This is a genomic window from Streptomyces sp. ID05-39B (genome assembly GCF_033794725.1).
In the GTDB taxonomy this organism is placed as follows: Bacteria; Actinomycetota; Actinomycetes; order Streptomycetales; family Streptomycetaceae; genus Streptomyces; species Streptomyces bobili.
On sequence record NZ_JARGEF010000182.1, the window covers coordinates 1 to 17,338 of the forward strand.

The 17,338-nt window shown below is 72.8% G+C and carries 12 protein-coding genes and 1 pseudogene; 8 read left to right on the top strand and 5 right to left on the bottom strand.

Going from position 1 to position 17,338, the window contains the following annotated elements; all coding sequences use genetic code 11:
- The 3 genes from P1P75_RS29885 to P1P75_RS29895 form a co-directional block, all read left to right on the top strand.
- A partial coding sequence (locus P1P75_RS29885; protein WP_319261223.1) for an acyltransferase domain-containing protein occupies positions 1–3,043 on the top strand: 3,043 nt, incomplete at its 5' end.
- A gap of 35 nt (positions 3,044–3,078) precedes the next feature.
- Entirely contained in the window at positions 3,079–4,299 is a 1,221-nt protein-coding gene (locus tag P1P75_RS29890) for a trans-2-enoyl-CoA reductase family protein (protein WP_319261225.1), read from the top strand.
- Positions 4,300–4,490: 191 nt separating this feature from the next.
- Positions 4,491–5,930, top strand: a complete 1,440-nt coding sequence (locus tag P1P75_RS29895; protein WP_319261228.1) for an aldehyde dehydrogenase family protein — start codon at positions 4,491–4,493, stop codon at positions 5,928–5,930.
- A 546-nt stretch (positions 5,931–6,476) separates the two neighbouring features.
- Here the strand turns inward: P1P75_RS29895 and P1P75_RS29900 are convergent.
- From P1P75_RS29900 to P1P75_RS29910, 3 genes are all read right to left on the bottom strand, one after another.
- A complete protein-coding gene (locus P1P75_RS29900) occupies positions 6,477–6,923 on the bottom strand; it encodes a DUF6069 family protein (RefSeq protein WP_319261230.1) in 447 nt (148 codons plus the stop codon).
- Positions 6,920–7,540 (bottom strand): TetR/AcrR family transcriptional regulator, encoded by a 621-nt coding sequence (locus P1P75_RS29905; protein WP_319261232.1) that lies wholly within the window; start codon positions 7,538–7,540, stop codon positions 6,920–6,922. The genes P1P75_RS29900 and P1P75_RS29905 overlap by 4 nt, the downstream gene beginning before the upstream one ends.
- Before the next feature lie 182 nt (positions 7,541–7,722).
- A complete protein-coding gene (locus tag P1P75_RS29910; RefSeq protein WP_319261234.1) occupies positions 7,723–8,178 on the bottom strand; it encodes a DUF5707 domain-containing protein in 456 nt (151 codons plus the stop codon).
- 283 nt (positions 8,179–8,461) lie between these two features.
- Here P1P75_RS29910 and P1P75_RS29915 point away from each other — a divergent pair, with 283 nt between their 5' ends.
- From P1P75_RS29915 to P1P75_RS29925, 3 genes are all read left to right on the top strand, one after another.
- Entirely contained in the window at positions 8,462–10,846 is a 2,385-nt protein-coding gene (locus P1P75_RS29915) for a histidine kinase (protein ID WP_319261237.1), read from the top strand.
- Entirely contained in the window at positions 10,843–11,544 is a 702-nt protein-coding gene (locus P1P75_RS29920) for a response regulator transcription factor (RefSeq protein ID WP_319261240.1), read from the top strand. Before P1P75_RS29915 ends, P1P75_RS29920 begins: the two co-directional genes overlap by 4 nt.
- A gap of 67 nt (positions 11,545–11,611) precedes the next feature.
- A complete protein-coding gene (locus tag P1P75_RS29925; RefSeq protein ID WP_319261243.1) occupies positions 11,612–11,947 on the top strand; it encodes an SCO4225 family membrane protein in 336 nt (111 codons plus the stop codon).
- A gap of 69 nt (positions 11,948–12,016) precedes the next feature.
- On the opposite strand, the gene P1P75_RS29930 is transcribed toward P1P75_RS29925, so the two are convergent.
- Positions 12,017–12,727: a response regulator transcription factor gene (locus P1P75_RS29930; protein WP_319261252.1), complete on the bottom strand. Its 711-nt coding sequence runs from the start codon at positions 12,725–12,727 to the stop codon at positions 12,017–12,019.
- A gap of 32 nt (positions 12,728–12,759) precedes the next feature.
- Positions 12,760–13,413, bottom strand: a pseudogene (locus tag P1P75_RS29935) (sensor histidine kinase); the annotation flags it as partial.
- Between P1P75_RS29935 and P1P75_RS29940 the strand changes: the two are divergent.
- Together P1P75_RS29940 and P1P75_RS29945 are read left to right on the top strand one after the other, a co-directional pair.
- A complete protein-coding gene (locus P1P75_RS29940) occupies positions 13,376–14,086 on the top strand; it encodes an ABC transporter ATP-binding protein (protein WP_319261246.1) in 711 nt (236 codons plus the stop codon). The pseudogene P1P75_RS29935 and the gene P1P75_RS29940 overlap by 38 nt on opposite strands.
- Positions 14,083–16,476: an FtsX-like permease family protein gene (locus P1P75_RS29945; protein ID WP_319261249.1), complete on the top strand. Its 2,394-nt coding sequence runs from the start codon at positions 14,083–14,085 to the stop codon at positions 16,474–16,476. Before P1P75_RS29940 ends, P1P75_RS29945 begins: the two co-directional genes overlap by 4 nt.
- The last annotated feature ends 862 nt before the right edge of the window (positions 16,477–17,338 follow it).

A 17,338-nucleotide genomic window follows, 5' to 3' on the forward strand; every position in this document is an offset into this window, starting at 1 on the left:
GATCGCCGCGATCAACGGTCCGGGTTCGACTGTGGTTTCCGGCAGCGCGCGGGCGCTGGATGAGTTGCAGGCGGTGTTCGAGGCCGGTCAGGTGCGCACGTGGCGGATTCCGGTCGATTACGCCTCGCATTCTCCGCACGTGGACGAGATCCGTGATCAGGTGCTGGAGTTGCTGGCGCCGATCCGGCCGCGTTCGGGTGAGATGCATTTCTATTCGACGGTGACCGGGCAGCGGCTGGATACCACGGAACTCGGTGCGGAGTACTGGTTCCGTAATCTGCGTGGCACCGTCGAGTTCGAGGCGGCCACCCGGCTGCTTCTGCAGGACGGTTATGACGTGTTCGTGGAGTCCAGTCCTCATCCGGTGCTGGCTGCGGGTGTTCAGGAGACCATCGACAGTACGGACACTGCAGCCCGCAGCATCGCGACGTTGCGTCGGCACAACGGTGATCTGAGCGGTTTCCTGCGGTCTGTGGGGGAGGCGTTCACCGCGGGTGCTGCCACGCGCTGTATTCCGTCGGAGCGGGGCGGGGGTGCTCATGTGGGTCTGCCGACGTATCCGTTCCAGCGGGTGCGTTACTGGCTCAGGCCCGACACCGGCCGGCGTGACATCGGTGCTGTCGGGCTGACGGCGGCCGGTCATCCGCTGCTCGGTGCGCTCACCGAGGGCGCGGCCAGCCTGGTCTTCACCGGTCGGATCTCCCTGGCCACCCATCCCTGGCTGGCCGACCACCAAGTGGCCGGCACCACCGTGCTGCCCGGTGCTGCCTTCGTCGAGCTGGCGGTGCATGCCGCGGACCGGGTCGGCTGCGGCAGCATCCGTGAGCTGACCGTGCAGACTCCGCTGGTCCTGCCCGAGCACGGTGCCGTTCGCCTCCGGGTCGAGGTGAGTGAGCCCACCACCGGTGACGGCGCGCGTCCGATCCGTATCGACGCCCGCCCGGACGCGGGCACCGACGCCTCCTGGACGTGTCACGCCACGGGCGTCCTGGACGTCGAGGCGTCTTCGCCGGACTGGGACCTGACGTCCTGGCCCCCGGCCGGCGCGCAGCCCGTCGACGTCTCCTACGACACGCTCGCCGACCACGGATACCACTACGGCCCGGTCTTCCAGGGCCTGCACCGGATGTGGCGCCACAACGACCACGTCTACGCCGAGATCACCCTGCCCACCGACCCCGACACCTACAACATCCACCCCGCACTCCTCGACGCCACACTCCACGCCGTAAGCACCGAGGGCCCTCGGCTGGCGACGTCGTGGCGCGGAATCTCCGTGCACGCGGTCGGCGCGTCCGCCCTGCGGGTGCGGATCAGCCCGAGCCGCACCGGCTCGGTGTCGATGCTGCTGGCCGACACCGTGGGTGACCCGGTCGCTGAGCTCGGAGTCGGCACCACCCCCATCGATCCGAGGGAGCTGCAGGCCGCCAGGGTCGCCCAACTCGACGCGCTGTACCGGGAGGTGTGGGTCGACCACGTCGCGAAGACGTTGCCCCGGAAGGGGAACTGGGCGGTCGTGGGCGCGGATCCGCTCGGCGCCGAGGCGGGACTGACGGCTGCGGGCGTGGACGCCCGGGCATACCCGGGACTTGACGCCCTGGCCGAAGCCGACGGGCGCGTGCCGGACTACCTGGTGCTCACCGTGCCGGCCGGCGCGGAGGTCGCCGCCACCGCTCGGGAGACACTGCGTCAGCTGGACGTGCTGCGGGCGAGCGAAGCGCTCGCCGCGGTGACCGTGGTGTTCCTGACCACCGCCGCGGTGCCGGCATTCGACCAGACCGGCGCCGACCTCGCCGGCGCCGCGGTGTGGGGGCTGATCCGGTCCGCGCAGGCGGAGAACCCGGGACGGTTCGTACTCGCCGACGTGGACGCCGACGAAGCGTCGTGGCGTGCGCTGCCGAGGGCCGTCATGTCCGGCGAGTCACAGATGGCTCTGCGCGAGGGCCGGGCCAGGGTGCCGCGGCTCGCACAGGGCAAGCCGGCGGGCGGCACGGAGCGGTTCGCCGGGGACAAGGGCACGACGCTGATCACCGGCGGGACCACGCCCATGGGCGAACGACTGGCGCGGCACATGGTCGCCGTGCAGGGAGTGCGGCACCTGGTGCTCACCGGCGCCGAGGCCCCCGCGCTGGCCGAGGAACTCGCCGAGCTGGGCGCCACCGTCACCATCGCGGCGTGCGATCCAGGGGACCGCACGGCGCTGCGCGAGCTGATCAGTTGTCTGCCCGGGGAGCATCCGCTGACCATGGCCGTCCACATACCGCAGGCCCTGCCGAGCGACGAGACGGCTTCTCCGGCACCGGATTCGCTCGATGAGGTGTTGCGCGCGACGGTCGGTGCCGCGGAGATCCTCGACCAGGAGATCGGGGCCGCCACCCTCGTCCTGTTCTCGTCGTTGGCGGGGACCGTGGGCGGCAACGGAACCGCCGCCGCGGCGGCGGCCGCACTGGACGCGCTCGCCCGCAGGCGCTGGGCGGGCGGCGCCCCTGCGGTGTCGCTGGCCTGGGGGCCCTGGGCTCTGGGCGACGCCCCGTCCCGTACCGGGATCGCGGGAGTGGGCGTGCTCGGGGTGCGGGAGGCCGTCGCGCTGTTCGATACCGCCTGTCGCGCCGGCGAGCCCGTGTTGATTCCGGCCAGGCTGGATCTGGCCGAGCTGGCCAGGCAGGCCGGAACCGGGAAGGCGCTGCCTCCGGCGTTCAGGTCGCTGGTCAGGACCACCGGCAAACGCACGGCGGGCAAAGGCCTGGTCTCGGCGACGTCGCTACGGCAACGGCTCGCGTCGATGGCGGAAGCCGACCGGCACCAAGCGCTGTCCGACCTGATCTCCACGCAGATTTCGGCGGTACTCGGGCTCGGGTCGGCTGATGCGGTGCAGCCGAACCAGATCTTCCGCGAGCTCGGGTTCGACTCGCTGTCCATCCTGACCCTGCGAAACCGTCTGAACTCGGCGACAGGCCTGCGTCTGGACACCTCGTTGATGTTCCACCAGTCGACACCGGACGACCTGATCCAGCACCTCGAGCAGGCACTGCTCGAGAAATGACGCGGCAGAGGAGACGAGGAGACGAGGAGACGAGGATGCACCCACCGTTTACGCAGTCCCAGCGCGTCGTTGACCCCACGGGACGTGGTTATCTGCTGCTCGAGTCGCATCCGGCCGGATGCTTTCGCAGCGTCGAGCTGATGCGGGCCGAGGTGCCGGCCCCTGAGAAGCCACCGGCGCGACGGCCGACGGTGCTGGTGATCGGGTCGAGCGCGGGCTATGGCCTGGCGAGCACGATCGCCGGGCTGGTGCGGTACGGCATCGACGGCGTGGGCATCGGCCTGGAGCGGCCGGCCGGGCATCGCAGTGCGACTGCGGGGTGGTACCGCACCATCGCCACCGACGCGATCGCCCAGGAGCTCGGGTCGGACTTCTCGTTCCTCAACGCCGACGCGTTCGCCGACACCACCAAGACCGAGGCGCTGGATCTGCTGGCCGAGCGGTTCGGCGGCGTGGACCACCTGATCTACAGCGTGGCCGCGCCCCGGCGCACCGATCCACGGAGCGGCAGCACCTACCAGTCGGTGCTCAAGCCGCTCGGCAAGCCGTACAGGACCCGGAACCTGGAGTTCGCCGACGACGGTGCCGCAAACCTGCGCGAGGTCACTGTCGACCCGGCGAACGAAGCCGAGACCGCCGCGACAGTGCGTGTCATGGGTGGCGAGGACTGGTCCCGCTGGGTCACCGCGCTGGCGGAGCGCGGGCTGCTGCGCGACGGGTTTCGCACGGTCGCCCTCACCTATATCGGCTCGCCGCTGACCTCGGCGATCTACCGCGAGGGCACGATCGGCGCGGCCAAGGCCGATCTGGAGTCCACCGCGGGCGTCCTGACCGAGCAGCTGGCCGCGGTGGGCGGCCGCGCCTACACCTCGGTGAACGGAGCGGCGATCACGCAGGCGTTGACCGCCATCCCGGGCATCCCGCTCTATGTCGGTCTCCTCCGTGGCGTCCTGGGCGACCGTTTCCCGACCCCCATCGAGCAGTCACTCCAGTTGTGGAACCAGCTCACCGCACACGAGCCCGAGGTGGACGAGTCCGGCCGCATCCGCCTCGATCGCTGGGAGCTGTCCGAGCCGGTCCAGGCCGCCGTGGCCGAACGCTGGCAGTCGATCACCCCCGAGACCCTCACCGAGCTGGCCGACATTGCCTGGTTCCGTGCCCAGTTCCGTTCCCTGTACGGCTTCGGCGTCCCCGGCGTCGACTACACCACCCCGGTCGAGACCGACCTGTCCTGGCCGAACCCGTCGCCTCATTGACATCGCCGTCGAGGGCGTGACCGTCTCCCTCGACACCTCACGTCATCCCCCGACACCTCACGTCATCACTCGACCCGGCGCAGTGGGCGTTCCTCTTCTTCCGCGCCGGCACCATCTACGGCGGCTCGAACGAGATCCAGCGTGGCATCATCGCCGGTCGCGTGGTCGGCCTGCCGAAGGGAGCTTGAATCATGACCGATTCCCCCAAGAAGTACGGCCAGTGGGTGGCCGGCGCCTGGCGCGAGCCGGAGCAGGGTCATTACCAGATCACCAACCCGGCCACCGAGGAAGCCGTCGGCTACGCCCCCGAGGGCCACGCCGCCGAGGTCTGGGCCGCCGCTGAGGCCGCCAGGGCCGCCTTCGACGACTGGTCCCGCACCGAGCCGCGCGAGCGCGCCGCCATCCTGGAGCGCATCGGAGCCCTGATCTGCGAACGGGCCGACGAGCTGGTGCCCCTGGTGCAGGCCGAGACCGGCGCGACCAGGCGGGTGGCGAGGTCCACGGTGCTCGCCGCAGCCGACCGCTTTTGCCGCTGCGCGCGCGGCGCGCTGGAGCCCGACACCGTACCCTTCGCGCCGCACCCCGTCACCGCGAGCCCGCTCGCACCCGGCGGGCTGATCGGCGCGACGGCCGTGCGCCGTCCCGTCGGCGTCGTCGCATGCATCACCGCCCACACCTTCTCCCTCGCCCACCTCGCGGGCAAGGTCGCCCCGGCGCTCGCCATGGGCAACACCGTCATTGCCAAGCCCGCAGCGCAGGACCCACTGGGCTGCCTGGAGCTGGGCCCGATCATGAAGGAGGCCGGGCTGCCGGACGGTGTCTACAACGTGGTCTCGGGATCAGGACCCATCACGGGCGAGGCACTGGTCGCCCATTACGACACCGACATGGTCAGCTTTACCGGCTCCACCGCCGAGGGAAAGAGGATCGCCGAAGCCGCGGGCGGGCAGATGAAGCGCACCCTCATGGAGTGCGGCGGCCAGGGCGCGGCCATCCTTCTCGAGGACGCCGACGACGACACCTTCAAGTCGGCGGTCATGGCGGTCAGTTCGGCCTTCGCCGTCCACAGCGGTCAGATCCGCACGGCGCCGACCCGGATGCTCGTACACCGATCGCTGTACGAGAAGGCCGTCGCCGCACTCACCCAGTACGCGCGGGACGTGACCATCGGTGACCCCGTGGAGGACTCCACCATCGTCGGCCCGGTCATCTCCGCCGCCCAGCGCGACCGCGTCGAGGCGTACGTGGAAGGCGCCAGGCAGGAGGGCGCCCGGGTCACCGTCGGCGGCGAACGTCCGGCGCTCAAACCCGGGTTCTACGTCACCCCCGCTGTCCTCGCCGATGTCACCCCGGACATGACCGTCGCACAGGAGGAGGTCTTCGGTCCGGTGGTCGTCGTGCTCCCCTTCGACGACGAGGACGAGGCGGTGCGGATCGCCACCGGCACCCCGTACGGCCTCCACGACTACGTCTTCTCGGGCGACACCGCCCGCGCCTGGCACCTCGCGGCCCGCCTGCGCAGCGGCAACGTCGGCATCAACACCGCACAGCGCCACCCCGAGACGCCCTTCGGCGGCTCCGCCGGGCTGCACGCGTACAGCGAACTCCAGTCGGTCGTCTGGCCGTCCTGAGCCGGGAGGTGAAGAAACAGTGCGAGGCGTCGTCCTCGACGGCGAACAGCCGCACCTCGCGGAGGGCCCGCAATCCGCGCCCCGGGCCCCGGCGAGGTCGTCGTCGGCATCCGGGCGGCCGGGCCCTGTCACAGTGATCTGCCAGTGACCTGCCAGTGATCGACGCCACCGTCCTGTTCCCGCCGCCGGTCACCCTCGGCCATGAGGGCGACCGGCGGCGGGCCGTGACCCGTGTCGCGCCCGGCGGCCATGTGGGCGACCGGCGGCGGGCCGTGACCCGTGTCGCGCCCGGCGGCCGCGTGGCCTCTCCACCATCGCCGACCGGGGTACCCGCGCCGGGTGCCACCGCGGCCGGCCACCATGTGCCGTGGCTCCTTCGGCAATCCGGAGCGGCCCTTCGGCTGCGGCGGCGAAAAGCTCCGGAAGTTCGGCCGCCAACTCCGCCTTCGCCGAACGCACCACACGGTCACGGCCCGCCAGGCGATGCCCGGCCCCGGCGCGGGAAGCGCGAGGTGCGCCTGCATGCTGCCATGGGCGATCCGACGGCTATCCCTGGCCGCGCGACTGTCCGGCGGGGCTGCTTCCATCCGATGCTTGAGGTGCCGCCGCGGCGGCGTCCTTCGTGCGCAGGCCCGGGATCAGCACCGCCGCCACCGCCAGGTGAATCAGGGCCAGCGCGGCCCGGGTGCCGCCGTCCATGCCGTCGCCGGTCAACGGCAGGAAGGAGATGGCCAGTACGGCGACGGCCACCCCGGTCCAGACGACGCGGGCGCGCCGTAACCAGAACCGCTCCAGGGCGGCCAGCAGCCCCCAGCCGGCGAGGGCCGCCAGCAGGGCGACCGACGCCACCGGCACCGCGCCGATGTCGAGCGACTGCTCGTCGGAGATGATCCGCAGCCTGTGCCCCAGCACCGGGTCCGCGACCAGCCACACCAGGACAGGCGCCAGGACCGCGAGGCCCGTGACCGTCAAGCGTCGTTTGCGCGTGCTCACTTGCCACCGCCCATGTGCGCGCCGTGCAGGAAGAGCTCCACGAGTTCCTGCGTGGTCAGCTCCGGTTCGTCCTCCATGTACGGCTGGGTGAAGAGCAGCCCGAAGAAGAGGGCCGCGATCTGCTCCGGCGGCTGGCGCAGCGCGGCCTTGTCGGGCTCCAGCAGCTCCGCGAGGGCCGCACGGATGCGGGTCGTCGACTCGTCGCGGCCCGCGCCGCGCACCGTGCCGGGGTGCTTGCCGCTGCGGTGCCCGGAGGCGTGCAGGGAGCCGGCGATCGCGCCCATTCGGGACAGGTGCGCCTGCAGGGACTGGGCCGCCTCCGCGAGCCGGTCGGGCAGCGGCTGGGACACCTCGATCGCGCCTAGTTCGCGGACCGCGTGTTCGGGGGAGAGAGCCTCCGCCAGGCAGGCTTGCAGCAACTCGTCCTTGTCGGCGAAGACCCGGAAGATCGTGCCCTCGCCGATGCCCGCGGCGCGGGCGACCTTCGCGGTGGTGACCGCGGCGCCGTACTCGGCGATCAGCGGGATCGCGGTCTGGATGATCATCGCGCGCCGCTGCTCCGGCGACATGCCTGGAGCGCGACGGCGGGGGGTCTGGTTCTGCCCGGGGGCTGTCATGACCGCGAGAGTACGGAGTGAGTACTCACTCTGTCAATGAGTGAGTACTCACTCCGGCACTCCTTTCTCGTACTCGGTCGCCCTTCGGCCAGGCGGCGACAACCAGGTGGGCCTGCCGCCGGCCGCGGAGACTGCGACGGTCTCGGGTGGGCCTGGAAGGCCCCGGGGCGGGTGGCCCGCGGTCAGCGGGTGACCGTGAACCGGGAGGTGCGGGGCGCGAACTCCGTGTCGCCGTCCTTGGCTGTCGCGAGGGTCGAGATGTGCCAGGTGCCTTCCGTCAGTTCGGCTGCCTCCGCCTTGGTGACCTTGAGGGTGTAGGTGCAGCGGGACGCCGTGTCCGAGGTGCCTCGGCAGGTCGCGTTCTCCGTGGACCTCATCTCCGTCGCGGTCGGTTCGAGCCCCGAACTCGCCGGCCAGACCAGGACCTTCAGGCCGCGGATGCCGGAGTCGTCGCGGACGTCCGCGGTGAAGGTGAGGGAGCCGGTCAGGTCGGCGGACGGCGGTACGTAGCGGGCCGAGGTGTTTTCGACGGTCAGCTTCCTGGCCGTCTCCGTCGAGGCGATGGCGAGGCCGGCGGCGGCGACTCCGCCGAGGGCCACGACGCCGACGACGGACGACACGAGAACGCGCTTGGACATGGAAGATCCCCCGGAGAAGAGAAGAAGAGGAGAGTGGAGGAGGGCAGGGGGCGGGAGGCACGATCGGTACTCGGACGAGCCGGCCGCCGGTCCCTTCCTCGATGTGATCGAGCCTAGGCGCGCCGGGTCCCGTGGTCCTCGGGCCGCGGGATGAACGCCGTCTCGAACCGGAGGTGGAGAGCGGCTCCACGCCGCCCATCTCCCCCTGTATCCCAGGTAGGAGGACGAAATCCGCCTCCAGCCGGAGGGGGCCGTTCACCTGCGCCCCTAGCCTGGGTCAGTCATGAACCGAAACGACGACCGGCTGCTCCCGGTCCTGCTGACCTGCGTCCAGGCCGTGGTGTGGCCCGGGGCGGAGCTGGTGCGGGGGGACGTACCGCCCGCGTCCGCGCTCCTGGTGGCCGCGCTGGTCGCCGGGCCGGTGACGGCGGCTCTCGCGCTCCGTCGGGCCCGTCCCGTGGTGGCTCTCATGCTGGTCGCCGCAGCCTGTGCGCTGGGTGCCGGGCCGTTGCCCGTCGGCGCGATGGCGGTCCTCGGGACCGCGGGGGTCGCGCTGGCCCTGTTCACGGTGGCGACCGAACGCGACACCTTCACCGCCGTGCTGTGTGTCGTCGCCCTCGCCGCCTGGCAGCTTCTCCAGAACCTCAGCCTGCACGGGCTCAGCGACCGCGACGGGCTCGACCTCGTCCTGACCGCCCTGCTGTACGCCACCGCGTGCGGCACCGGTCTGCTGGCGCGGCGCACCCGTCGCGCACGAGGGACGGCCGAACGGATGCTGCGGCGCGCCGAAACCGAGCGCCACCGCCTGCCGGCGGCCGAACGGCGGCGTATGGAAAGGGAGTTGCACGACGTCAGCGCACATCATCTGACGGCCGTCGTGGTCACGGCGGGAGCGGCGCTCGGGCTGCGCGACCGTCGCCCCGAACTGGCCGCGGGAGCCCTGGAGTTCGCTGCCGAGACCGGGCGGGAGGTGACCCGCGCGCTGGGCGCTGTGCGGGCTCCGGCTCCCTCGCGCGAGGAACCGGCGTCTCCGGAGGAGCGGCTGCGGGCGCTGGTCGCGGGGTTTCGCCGGCTGGACCAGCGGGTGGAGTGCGCGATCGACCCGCTGCCGGACGGTGCCGTGGCGGACGCGGCGTACGGCATCGTGCGCGAGGCGCTCACCAACGTCGCCCGGCACGCCCCCGGTGCCGCGACGACGGTCCTGTGCCGGTACGGCGACACCCGCGCCGAGGTCGTGGTGACGAGCACGGCGCCGCCGGACGGTGCCGCGGCGCATGGCGCGGGCCTCGGTTCGGGGCGCGGCCAGGGCTTCCTGCGGTCCCGGGCACGGGAGGCAGGCGGCACGCTGACCAGCGGTCCGACGGCCGAGGGGGGCTGGGAGGTGCGGGCGGTGCTGCCCGGCCGTTCCGCCGCGCCGGTGGAGGCGTCCGTGCCGGGGAGTTACCGTCTCGCCCAGGTGACGGCCGCGGTCGGGCTGTGCGTACAACCGCTGCTGCCGGTGCTGGTCGTCCGGTCGCAGACCACGTCGAGCGGGTCGCAGGTGTCGGCCGGCGTGCTGTTCGCGCTGCTGGCGGCGGCCCAGGCCGTCGCGCTGCTGTGGCTGCGGCGGGCGCCGCGCGCCGCGCAGGGCGTGCTGCTCGGTGTGGCCCCGTTGTGGCCGGTGGCGATGGCAGTGGGGCAGTACGCGGGTCCGGTCCTGCTGCCGCTCGCGTTGGGCGTGCTCGCCACGTGCGTGGCGCTCGCCGCGGACGCGGACGCGGCAGGCGCGGACGTAGACGTAGACGCGGACAGGGATGGGGCCGTGTCGGGTCGCGGTCCGCACACGCGGCGGCGGTCCTGGGTCCTCGCGTCGGCCGCCGTCGCCGTGCACGCCGTCGCGATGAGCGTCGCCGTCCTGGACCGTGGCACGGAACTCCCCGACTGGACGGTCCCCGTGGGCGCGACGGCCGGGGTGGCGCTGGTGATGGGCGCGGCCCGGTGGGCGGGAGCCGTGCGTGGGCGGCGGGAACTGGTCGCCCGCGGAGCGCGGGAGGAACGGCTCGCCGCCTGGACCGAGGAGGCCGTACGGGACGCGTGGGCCGAGCGGCGCCGGATCGCCGCCGGTCTGGAGACCACGGTGCTGGCGCGCGCCGCGGACATGGTCGCGGAGGCGGAGGCGGGCCGCCTCGACACGGCCGCCACCCGTGCCCGCGAGGCCCTCGCCGCGATGCGCGCGCTGCTCGACACGGTCCGGGCGGGGGAGCCGGGGCCGGACGGGCCCGAACTACGGCCGCAGCCCACCCTCCAGGCGCTCGACCTGCTCGCCCGGCAGTGCCGGGCCACCGGCCGCGAGGTGGAGATACGGCTCACCGACCGGGTGCCCGAACGGCTGCCCACCGCCGTGGACCTGGCCGCCTATCACGCCGCCGAGACGGTGCTCGCGGCCGGCGGGGAGGAGCCCGCGGTGGTCGAACTCGACGTCGAGGGCGACACGTTGACCCTGACGGCCACCGGTGTGCCCCGCGCCGGGTGTCCCGCCGTACGGCAGCGGCTGGCGGCGCGGGTCGCGGCGCTGGGCGGCGACCTGACCGTGGAGGAACCGGGCGCGGTACGCCTCCGGTTGCCGCTCGCGGGGGCGCGGGTTCCCGAGCAGGCCGGCCGGAGCGGCCACGAGGAGGGAGCGCGATGAGCCTCAGGGTGCTGGTCGTCGACGACCAGGGCGTCGTACGGGCCGGGTTCGCCGCCGTCATCGACGCCGAGGAGGACATGACGGTCGTCGGCGAGGCCGGTGCGGGCGCCGAGGCGGTGCGGCTCGCCGGGGAGCTGGCACCCGACGTGGTCGTCATGGACGTACGTCTGCCGGACCTGGACGGCATCGCCGCCACCCGGATCATCACCGGCTGGCAGAACGCGCCCCGGGTACTGGTACTCACCGCCTTCGACCTCGACGCCTACGTCTTCGAAGCCCTGCGCGCCGGCGCCTGCGGCTTCCTGCTCAAGGACGTGCCCGCCGCCGAACTTCTTCGCGCGATACGGGTGGTGGCCGCCGGGGAGAGCGTGCTGACCCCCGCGGCGACCCGCCGTCTCATCGGCCACTACGCGTCCGGAACGCGCCCCGCGTTCCGGCCGGGGAGCGGCCCCCACGATCCGGCCGGTCTGACAGGTCTGACGGGTCTGACCAGCCGCGAACGGTACGTCCTCACCCTGGTCGCCTCCGGACTCGACGACGCGGAGATCGCCGGGCAGCTCGGCACCACCGCCCGGACCGTGAAGTCCCACGTCGACGCACTGCTCCGCAAACTCGGGCTGCGGGACCGGGTGCAGGCGACGATCCTCGCCTACGACCTCGGCCTCGCCCGCGCGAACCTGCCCGGCACCCACATCTGACCGGCACCCACATCTGACCGGCCACTGCCTGGCCACCCCCGCCCGTCTACCCACCAAGGAGTCCCGCGTGCCCCATACCGGTACCGGTTCAGGCCGATCCCTTCCCCGCCGACTGCGCCACGTGCTCGGTGACGTCATCGCCCTCGGCTACCTCGCCGTCTGTGCCGGCCTGCTCGTGTGGGCGATCGTGGTGACCGCGGCCGACGACTCGGGCGAGTCCATGGCGGGCGTGATCCCGCTGCTCGCCACCGCCCCGGGGAGCCTGCTGTTCCTCGCGCTGCCCGACGGCGGCGGGATGCTGCTTCTCGCCGTCGTGCTCGGCGCGCTGATCAACGCGACGGTCATCGGCTGGTGTTCGCGCGCGCTGCGCCGCGGCGGCGGGCGAGGGACGACGGCTTCCTGACCGCGGATGCCGGGAGGGAACGCGTGACCGCGACGAGAACGACGTCCTCCCGTCAGAGACCCGCATCCCTCAGAGACGCGCGTTGCCTCGAAGACCCGCATCCCCCTCCCCCCGGCGGGGCACGATCAGGCCGGTCTCGTAGGCGACGACGACCGCCTGCGCGCGGTCCCGGAGGCGGAGTTTGGCGAGGATGCGGGCCACATGGGTCTTCACGGTCGCCTCGCTGAGGTGGAAGAGGGCGGCGAGTTCCGTGTTGCTGAGGCCACCGCCGAGGGCCTGGAGAACCTCCCGTTCGCGTGGGGTGAGGACCGAGAGGTCGCGGTGCAGGGCGACCGTACCGGAGCCGTGGGCGACGAAGCGTTCGACCAGGCGGCGGGTGATGGCGGGGGAGAGCAGCGCGTCGCCTGCGCGGGTCAGCCGTACGGCCGCGACCAGGTGTTCCGGCGTGATGTCCTTGAGGAGGAAGCCGCTGGCGCCCGCGGTGAGGGCGGCGTAGACGTAGCGGTCCAGGTCGAACGTGGTCAGCATGACGACGCGGGGCGGCGGGTCGGGCATCGTGCCGGACAGGATGCGCCGGGTGGCTTCCAGGCCGTCCGTGCCGGGCATGCGGATGTCCATCAGCACCAGGTCGGGGCGGGTGCGGTGGACCGCCTCGACGGCCTGGTCCCCGTCGGCGGCCTCGGCGACGACGTCGATCCCGTCGGCCGCAAGGATCATGCCGAAGCCGGTGCGGACCAGCGCCTGGTCGTCGGCGATCACGACGCGGAGCGGCACGGTCATCGCATCGGTCATCGGATCGCCCATCGGCTCGGTCATGCAGGTTCCACGGTCGGGAGGACCGCGTCCACGCGGTAGCCGCCGGTGGGGCGACCGCCCGCGCTGAGCGTGCCGCCGTGCAGGGCCACGCGTTCGCGCAGGCCGGCCAGACCCCGGCCGGTGCCGGTGCGGGCCGACGGGGAGGCCGCCCCACCGGTGTCGGTCACCACCACATGCAGGGCGTCAGGAGTGTGCTCCAGAACCACCCTGACCGTGGCACCCGCCGCGTGTTTCACCGTGTTCGTCAGCGCCTCCTGCACCACGCGGTACGCGGCGAGGCCGACGCCCGCGGGCAGCGGCACCGGGGTACCGGTGACGGTCAGTTCGACGGGGACGCCGGTGGCGCGGACCCGGCCGACCAGCGCCGGGACCTGGGACAGACCGGGCAGCGGGGTCAGATCGGCGTCGTCCTCCCCGCCCACGCCCACGTCTGTCTCGGGCTCCTCCCCGGCCGGCGTCAACAGGCCCATGACCTGCCGCAGTTCGGCCATCGCCGTGCGCCCGCACGCCTCGACGGCCAGCAGCGCCTCGCGGGCCCGGTCGGGCGCGGCGTCCATCACCTTGCGGGCCGCGCCCGCCTGGATCACCATCACGCTCACATTGTGGGTGACGATGTCGTGCAACTCCCGTGCGATACGGGCCCGTTCCCGGAGGTACGGCGCGGGGCCGCCCGCCCTCGACGACGTCACGCTGAGCGTGCGGGCGGGCGAGGCGCTCGCCGTCGTAGGGCCGTCGGGCAGCGGCAAGTCGACGCTGCTCAATCTCATCGCCGGCCTGGACCGGCCCAGCGCGGGCAGCGTCACGGTCGGCGGGGTGCGGGTGGACCAACTGAACGAGACGGGCTCGGCGCGCTACCGGCGGGACCGGATCGGCATGGTCTTCCAGTTCTTCAACCTGCTGGACGATCTGACCGTGCACGACAACGTGCTGCTCCCCGCCCAGCTGGCCGGGATGCCGCGGGCCGAGGCGCGGGGACGGACGGCGGAACTGCTGCGGCACCTCGGCATCGAACGGCACGCCGCCGCCTACCCCGGCCGGCTGTCCGGCGGTGAGCGCCAGCGGGTCGCCGTCGCCCGCGCGCTGATGAACCGGCCCGCGCTGCTGCTGGCCGACGAGCCCACGGGCGCGCTGGACACCGCCTCCGGCGAGCAGGTCCGCGAGCTGCTCACCGGGCTGAACGCGGACGGCCAGACGATCGTCCTGGTCACCCACGACCTCGCGCTGGCACGGTCCTGCGCGACGAGGACCGTGGAACTCGTCGACGGGCGGGTCGTCCGGGACAGCGGAACCGTGCCGGGTCACCGCCAGGCGTTGACCTCATGAGCCCCCTCGGCCGGGTCGTCCGCGCCGGAGTGGCCCGCCGTCGCGTCCAGACCGCCGTGCTGGTGCTGACCACGCTCATGGCGGTGACCGCGTCCGTCCTCGCCGTCGGCCTGCTGGTCGCGGCGCGCGCCCCCTTCGACCGGGCCTTCGCCGCACAGCAGGGGGCCCATCTCAGTGGGCAGTTCGACGCTACGAAGGTGACCGCCGAGCGGCTCGCGCGGACCGCCGACGCGGCCGGGGTCGCGGCCGTGGCGGGCCCGTTTCGGACCGTCCCCGTGCGGGCGCGGACCGCCTCGGACAGCGCAGTCCTCCCGGCCGGCGTGGATCTGCCGTCCTTCACCGTCGTCGGCCGGGCGGATCCCGGCGGCCCGGTCGACCGGGTCCGGACGGTCGAGGGCAGGTGGGCCACCCGGCCGGGCGAGATCGTGCTGGCCGACGGCGCGCTGCCCGCACCTCTCGGCACACAGCTGGCCCTGCCGGACGCGCCGGCCGCGCCCACCCTGACCGTGGTCGGCATCGCCCGCTCGGTGACCGGCACCGCCCAGGCCTGGGTGACCCCGGCCCAGGCCGAGACGCTGGCGGCGGCGGACGGCACGGCGGCCGGGTACGACATGCTCTACCGCTTCCGCCACGCGCAGACGGACGCCGACGTGGCCGCCGGCCGCGCCGCGATCACGGCGGCCCTACCGCGCGACGCGCTGAGCGGATCGCGGTCCTACCTCACCGTCGAGCAGGAACGCACCGCGAACGCGCGGGCGTTCGTCCCCTTCCTGGCCGCCTTCGGTGTGCTCGGGCTGCTCCTTTCGGTCCTCGTCGTCGGCATCGTGATCAGTGGCGCGGTCGGCGCGGCCACCCGCCGCATCGGCATCCTCAAGTCCCTCGGCTTCACCCCGGCCCAGGTCGTCCGCGCCTACGTCGGCCAGGCGCTGCTGCCGGCGGCGGCCGGCTGCCTCCTCGGGCTGGCCCTCGGCAACGCGCTGGCCGTCCCGGTCCTCGGCGAGGTCGGTGAGGCCTTCGACGCGCCGGTGACGACGATCCCCCTGTGGATCGACGTCGTGGTGCCCGCCGGGGCCCTGTTCCTGGTCGCGGGCGCGGCCCTGCTGCCGGCGTTGCGCGCGGGCCGGCTGCGCACCGTCGCGGCGCTCGGGACCGGCCGCACGGAGGGCGGGAAGCCAAAGCCGGCCCGGTCGGTGAGGCGGCTCACGGGACGGTTGCCCCTGCCCCGCGCGGTCGGCCTCGGCCTGGCCGACCCCTTCGCCAGGCCCGCCCGTTCGGGCACCATGGCGGCGGCCGTCGCCTTCGGCGCCGTATGCGTCACCTTCGCGGTCGGGCTCGCCCTCTCCCTCGGGGTCGTCCAGTCGGGCCGCATGCTCAACTCGGCGGGATCCGTCGTCGTACAGACCGGGGGAGGGTCCGGTCCGCCCGGTGCCCAGGTGGTGCACGCGGGCACGGAGGCGGAGACGCCGAAGGCCGACCCCGAGAAGATCGCAGCGATACTCCGGGCGCAGAAGGGGACCGGCCGGTTCTACGGCACGGCCGGCGCCGAGGTGAGCGTGCGGGGCATCACCGGGGCGACCACCGTGGTGGCGTACCAGGGAGACTCCGCGTGGGGCGCTCCCCGGACGGTCTCGGGCCGCTGGCTCGGCGGTCCGGGGGAGGCGGTCGTCACCCAGCGGTTCCTCGACGCCGCCGGCATCGCGGTCGGGGACACAGTGCGCCTGACGGAAGGGGGACGGCACGTCTCGGTGCGGATCGTCGGCAAGGCGTTCTTCACCGAGGGCGAGGGCATGGCACTCCTCACCTCCACCTCCACCCTTGCCGACCTGGGACTGGACGCGCGACCCGGCCGCTACGACGTGGAGAGAGAAGCCGGCACGGACCTCGCCCCTTATCTCGCCTCGCTGCGAGGCGAATTGGAGGCCCTGGGCGCCATCGCGCAGGCGAACACCGAGGGCTCCTCCAGCGTGATCGTGGCCATGGACGCGCTGATCGGGATGCTCACCCTGATGCTCGTGGCGGTCGCCGGCCTGGGCGTCCTCAACACGGTCGTCCTCGACACCGGGGAACGCATTCGTGACCTGGGCATCCTCAAGGCCCTCGGGATGACGCCCCGGCAGACCGTCACCATGGTCGTCACCTCGGTCGCCGGAACCGGCCTGCTCGCGGGCCTCGCCGCCGTTCCGGCCGGGGTCGCCCTGCACCACTGGATCATCCCGCTCATGGGCGACGGCGTCGGCATGGACCTGCCCACCGCGGCCCTCTCCGTCTACGACCCCCAGCACCTGGCCCTGCTCGCCCTCGGCGGCCTGGTCATCGCGGTAGCGGGCGGCCTGCTCCCGGCGAGCTGGGCGGCGAGAACGGACACGGCCACGGCGCTGCGATCCGAATGAGGCACCACGCGAGGCCGGCCGCGAAAGCGCACCCGATGGCTCGGCGGGGTTCGGCGGGCGAGCGTGAACCGGCCGGCCCTCGGCGGCCGATGCGCCCGCGGACGGTGTCGCGACCGACCCGCCTGGGCAGGCCTCCGATCGTCCGACGCGGCCCAACGGAGCGCTGCCGGACGGGCGTCGAGGCGCGGGCCCCGGTCGGTCACCTCCGCCGGCCGAGGCCCACACGCGCCTCCGGATCCGGCCGCGGCGGCGACACTCCCCCGAGCAACGCGATGTACGCGCGCACCGTCGGGCCAGATCCGATGTTGTGATCACATCAGGTCGCACCAACGAATCGCTAACATGTGGCCAACGGTTCTCCGCCTCATCGCAGCCGTCGGCACAGCCGTCGTCGCAGGTCGCCTGGCTCAAAGTCGCCGGGGGAGCGCGGAAGGCAGCCGGAACGCTAGCGGATTCCTGCGGGAACCGTCAGGGACAGGATGGCGGAATACCGACGTGCCGGGGGCGGAAATCCGCCAGATCGGTGGGGGTGTACGCCGTGGGGCGCGACCGGGGACGGACGCGCGGAAGGGCGAGGGTCGGCGTGATGCGGCGGTACGGGCTGCGGTTCGGACTGCTGGGCCCACCGGTCCTGTATGACGCCGCGCCGGTTCCGTACGACAGCGCCCCGGTTCCGTATGCCGCCGCCCCGGTTCTGCACGACACCGCCCCAGTCCCGTACGACCTGTCTCTTATAAACTACTCCGATCCCCCGAGACAGGCAGAAACTAGAATTCCATCTTTTGCTTGGAAAAAAAAAATAATAAAAAAACAGAAACATCAGAGACTAAGCATAAATAACAGAATACGAGAAAGAAAATAT